This is a genomic window from Corallococcus aberystwythensis (assembly GCF_003612165.1).
GTDB lineage: Bacteria > Myxococcota > Myxococcia > Myxococcales > Myxococcaceae > Corallococcus > Corallococcus aberystwythensis.
This window is the reverse complement of record NZ_RAWK01000458.1, coordinates 1-4,237: the sequence shown is the minus strand read 5'-3', so window position 1 is coordinate 4,237 and position 4,237 is coordinate 1. Positions and strand designations below refer to the sequence as shown.

Sequence of the window (4,237 nt, the reverse complement as noted above, 5' to 3'; positions counted from 1 at the left end):
GGGCAGGAGCGGGGGCCGGAGCCGGCTCGCGGGCCTTCTGGGCCTCGGTCGCGATGACCTGGTCCATGGCATCCGCCAGCGGCTTGTGGGCGGCGACGCCCGGCTGGTCACCCCAGCCGTTCTTCAGCGCCTGCTGCTGGCCGCCCAGCTTCTCCGTCGCGCGCCAGTCCTGTTCGAACAGGCGCTGGTTCACGATGCCGACCTCGTACTGACCCACCGCCGCGGGGCGGGGCGGAGGACCGTCCGGCTGGGCCTCCTGCATGGTCACGACCTGGATGCGCCAGGCCCACACCGCGCCCACGAGGAAGAGGACCATGGCGCCCACACCGACGCCGATGACCTTCCCCATGACGAGGTGGTCTTCCTCGGCGGCCACGCCATGCGCGCCGACGATGACCCGCGATTCGACTTCGGACTGGGTCTTCTTCATGGCTGCACGTACCTCAGGGACTCCGCGATGTAGGGGTCCTTCACCGGCAGCGTGTACCGGCCGCGCGCCCGGAACAGGGCGTAGCCCACCGAGACACCGCCCACGCCCACGAAGGCCGTGAGAATCGTCCAGTGGAACGTCGGACCGGCCTCGCCGGAGAACGCCGGCCAGATGAGCCAATACAGGTCCACGGCGTGCATGAGAAGCATGTAGGTGGCGGCGATCGCCAGGGTCTTGGGCATCTCCTTCAGCTTGCGTGACAGCAGCGTGAAGAACGGCAGCACGAAGTGGCCGAAGAAGATGACGTAGGAGACGCTGCGCCACGGGCCGTACATGCGCAGGCCGTACCAGGGAGCCTCTTCCGGGATGTTGGCGATCCACACCAGCAGGAACTGGGAGAAGCCGATGTAGGCCCAGAACGCCGTGAAGGCGAAGATGAGCTTGCCCAGGTTGTGGTAGTGCGGCGTCTTCACCAGGCTGCCGAACAGGTCCTTGCCCTGGGCGTTCACCGCGGCCAGCGCGAGGACGCAGAAGGCGGCCAGGAAGCTGCCGGCGAAGTAGTAGGCGCCGAAGATGGTGGACTGCCACAGCGGGGTGAGGCTCATCAGCCAGTCGAAGGCGGCGAAGGTGATGGTCAGCGCCAGGAAGGGCAGGGCGCCCGGGGAGAAGCGGCGCTGCTTGACGGTGAGCTCCAGCTCGCCCGTCTCATCCTGCTTCGTGCTCCAGCCGTACAGCCGGTGGGAGACGAAGATCCACACCGCGAAGTAGATGACCTGGCGGACGGCGAAGAAGCCCAGGTTCAGGTAGTGGGCCTTCTTGTGCGACAGGTGCTCCACTTCAATGCCGTGGATGTTCGCGGCCAGCGGGGAGCCATCCACCCAGGGGTAGAGGTACTTCATCATCGGGATGAGGGCGAGGATGAGCACCGCGAAGACGGGCACCGCGATGGAGATGGTCTCCATGGCGCGGCGCAGGACGATGGGCCACTTCGCCTTGGCCGTGTGGAAGATGGCCAGCATGATGAGGGCGGACACGCTGATGCCGACCCAGTAGGTGAAGCCCAAGAGGTAGCTGAAGCTGGTCGCCTCCGGGTTCATGAAGAAGCCCACGGCGGTGAGCACGAGGCCCACCACGCCCAGGCCGAACGCGGGCACCATCAGCTTGGGCGTGCCGGTGTAGCGCTCCATGGCAATCATCGGTTCTCCTGCGGGACGGGCTGCGTCCCGGCGGTGCCGCGGGCGGCCTGCAGCGCGCGCACGTAGGCGACGACGGCCCAGCGCTCACGCGTGTCGAGCTCACCCGAGAAGGACGGCATGATGCCGTAGCCCTCGTTGATGGCGGTGTAGAAGTGGCCGGCCGGCTTGTCCGCGAGCTCCAGCAGGGACGGCGGCAGGCGCAGCGCCATGTTCTCCGCGACGACGCTGTTGCCGTCGCCGAGCACGCCATGGCACTGCGAGCAGACGATGTTGTACTTCTTCTGGCCCAGCGCCAGCAGCTGCTTGTCCACCGGCAGCGGGATGGCGTTCACGGCCACGCCATTGGCGCGGCCCGTGGAGATGCCCGGGTTGCCCACCGGCCGCTCGCGCGGGACGGTGCCGGCGGGGGGCACGCGCATGGCGCGGCCGTCCGGCCAGAACTCGGACGTCTCGTAGTACTCGTACTTGGCCTGGGTCTCCATGCGCTGGAGGAATTCCGAGCTGACGTTGCAGCCCGTGAGCGCGGCGAGACCGGCGGCGGGGATGAGCCACCTCATTCGTTCTCTCCCGACACGACGGTCACGTGGGTCGCGCCCAGGGCCGTCAGCTGGTTCTTGACGTCCGCGGCGTCCGTCCCCGTGGGGTGCGGAATGCTCAGCCAGTAGCCGTGCGTGGACGCGCTGCGGAACTCTTCCGACTCGAAGGCCGGGTGGTAGGGCTGCGGCAGCTTGCTCAGGCCCAGCAGGCCAAAGAAGATGCCGAATGCGGCGAACAGCACGCTCAGTTCGAACGTGATGGGCACCCAGGCCGGGAGGCTCAGCAGCGGACGGCCGCCGACGTTGAGCGGGTAGTCGATGGTGTTCATCCACGTCTGCATCGTGAGGGCGGTCACCATGCCGGTGAGGCCGCCGCCCAGGGCGATGAAGGGCATGCGAGAGGGCGGCAGGCCCAACGCCTCCGACCCGCCGTGCAGCGGATAGGGGGAGTAGGTGTCCATCCCCTGGAAGCCCTTCTCGCGCATCTGCTGCGTCGCGGAGACGAGGGCGTCCGGGGTGGCGAACTCGGCCAACACCCAGGAATCAAGGACCTTGGCTTCCATGATGCTAGTGCGCTCCGTGGGTGGCCGCGGCGTCCGAGCCGTGGTGTCCGTTGCCATGGGCGGCGTGGGCGGCGTGCTTGAGCTCCAGCTGGAGCTCCTTCACCTCGCTCACCGCGACGGCGGGAACGAACTTGAGGAACAGGAGGAACAGGGTGCCGAACAGGCCCAGCGTGCCGATGTAGATGCACCAGTCCACCCAGGTGGGCGTGTAGATGTCCCACGACGAGGGCAGGAAGTCCTGGGAGAGCGACGTCACGATGATGATGAAGCGCTCGCACCACATGCCGATGTTCACCGCGATGGACGCCACCCACATGATGGGGATGCTGGTGCGGGCCTTCTTGAACCAGAAGATGTTCGGGGTGACCACGTTGCAGGTGATCATCAGCCAGTACACGCCGGCGTAGGGGCCCGTGGCGCGGTTCACGTAGAAGGTCCAGAACTCGTACTGGTTCATGGAGTACCAGGCGATGAAGTGCTCCATCAGGTAGCCGTAGGACACGAGCAGACCCGTCGCCAGGATGACCTTGTTCATGTTCTCCAGGTGGCGGTCCGTGATCACGTCCCGGAGGCCCAGGTACTTGCGGGCGGGGACGATGAGCGTGATCACCATCGCGAAGCCGCTGAACACGGCGCCGGCCACGAAGTAGGGCGGGAAGATGGTCGCGTGCCAGCCCGGAATCTGGGACACGGCGAAGTCGAACGACACGATGGTGTGCACGGACACCACGAGCGGCGTCGAGAGGCCGGCGAGCAGCAGGTAGCCGACCTTGTAGTTGTGCCAGTGACGGCCGGAGCCGCGCCAGCCGAGGGCGAACAGGCCGTAGATGGTGCGCTGCAGCTTCCCCTTGGAGGAGTCACGCAGGGCCGCCAGGTCCGGGATGAGGCCCACGTACCAGAAGAGGGCGGACACCGTGAGGTACGTGGAGATGGCGAACACGTCCCACACGAGCGGCGAGCGGAACTGCGCCCAGGCGCCCAGGGTGCTGGGGTAGGGGAACAGCCAGAAGGCGAACCAGGGACGGCCCGTGTGGAGCAGCGGGAACAGGCCGGCGCACATGACCGCGAACAGCGTCATGGCTTCCGCGAAGCGGTTGATGCTCGTGCGCCACTTCTGCTGGAAGAGCAGGAGGATGGCGGAGATGAGCGTACCGGCGTGGCCGATACCGACCCACCAGACGAAGTTGATGATGTCGAACGCCCAGCCGACGGGCTGGTTGTTACCCCACACGCCGATGCCGCGCGCGAGGGTGTAGGTGACGCCGACGACCAGGAGGCCCAGCGCCGCGGACGTGATGCCCAGCAGCATGAACCAGCCCTTGCCGGGCTTGCGCCAGACATGGTCCAGCAGCGTCTCATTGAGGGACTTGTCGTCGTGGTGTGGCGCGACGAGGTCCCGGGGCTCGAGGGGGTCGAGCGGGAGTGCGTGTGCGGTCTCGGCCATGACGGTCAGTGACCTCCTTCATGCGCCGGCGCGGCTTCAGCAGGGGCGGCGGGCACGAGGGCGGGGTT

The 4,237-nt window shown here is 67.1% G+C and carries 5 protein-coding genes; all 5 read right to left on the bottom strand.

Annotation, left to right across the window (positions count from 1 at the left end; translation table 11 throughout):
* On the bottom strand, positions 1 to 430 hold a 430-nt coding region (locus tag D7W81_RS40200; RefSeq protein ID WP_120560608.1), incomplete at its 3' end, for a hypothetical protein.
* Positions 427 to 1,626, bottom strand: coding sequence for a hypothetical protein (locus D7W81_RS40195; protein WP_120560607.1), 1,200 nt, complete (start codon positions 1,624 to 1,626; stop codon positions 427 to 429). The genes D7W81_RS40200 and D7W81_RS40195, both read right to left, overlap by 4 nt.
* Entirely contained in the window at positions 1,623 to 2,183 is a 561-nt protein-coding gene (locus tag D7W81_RS40190) for a c-type cytochrome (RefSeq protein WP_120560606.1), read from the bottom strand. The genes D7W81_RS40195 and D7W81_RS40190 overlap by 4 nt, the downstream gene beginning before the upstream one ends.
* Positions 2,180 to 2,725 (bottom strand): DUF3341 domain-containing protein, encoded by a 546-nt coding sequence (locus D7W81_RS40185; protein ID WP_120560605.1) that lies wholly within the window; start codon positions 2,723 to 2,725, stop codon positions 2,180 to 2,182. Before D7W81_RS40185 ends, D7W81_RS40190 begins: the two co-directional genes overlap by 4 nt.
* Before the next feature lie 4 nt (positions 2,726 to 2,729).
* Positions 2,730 to 4,169, bottom strand: a complete 1,440-nt coding sequence (nrfD, locus tag D7W81_RS40180) for an NrfD/PsrC family molybdoenzyme membrane anchor subunit (protein ID WP_120560604.1) — start codon at positions 4,167 to 4,169, stop codon at positions 2,730 to 2,732.
* Positions 4,170 to 4,237: the final 68 nt, after the last annotated feature.

Excerpts from the sequence above, each read along its gene's own strand:
- D7W81_RS40190 (WP_120560606.1), bottom strand. The coding sequence starts at position 2,183 with ATGAGGTGGCTCATCCCCGCCGCCGGTCTCGCCGCGCTCACGGGCTGC.
- D7W81_RS40195 (WP_120560607.1), bottom strand. The coding sequence starts at position 1,626 with ATGATTGCCATGGAGCGCTACACCGGCACGCCCAAGCTGATGGTGCCC.
- nrfD (WP_120560604.1), bottom strand. The coding sequence starts at position 4,169 with ATGGCCGAGACCGCACACGCACTCCCGCTCGACCCCCTCGAGCCCCGG.
- D7W81_RS40185 (WP_120560605.1), bottom strand. The coding sequence starts at position 2,725 with ATGGAAGCCAAGGTCCTTGATTCCTGGGTGTTGGCCGAGTTCGCCACC.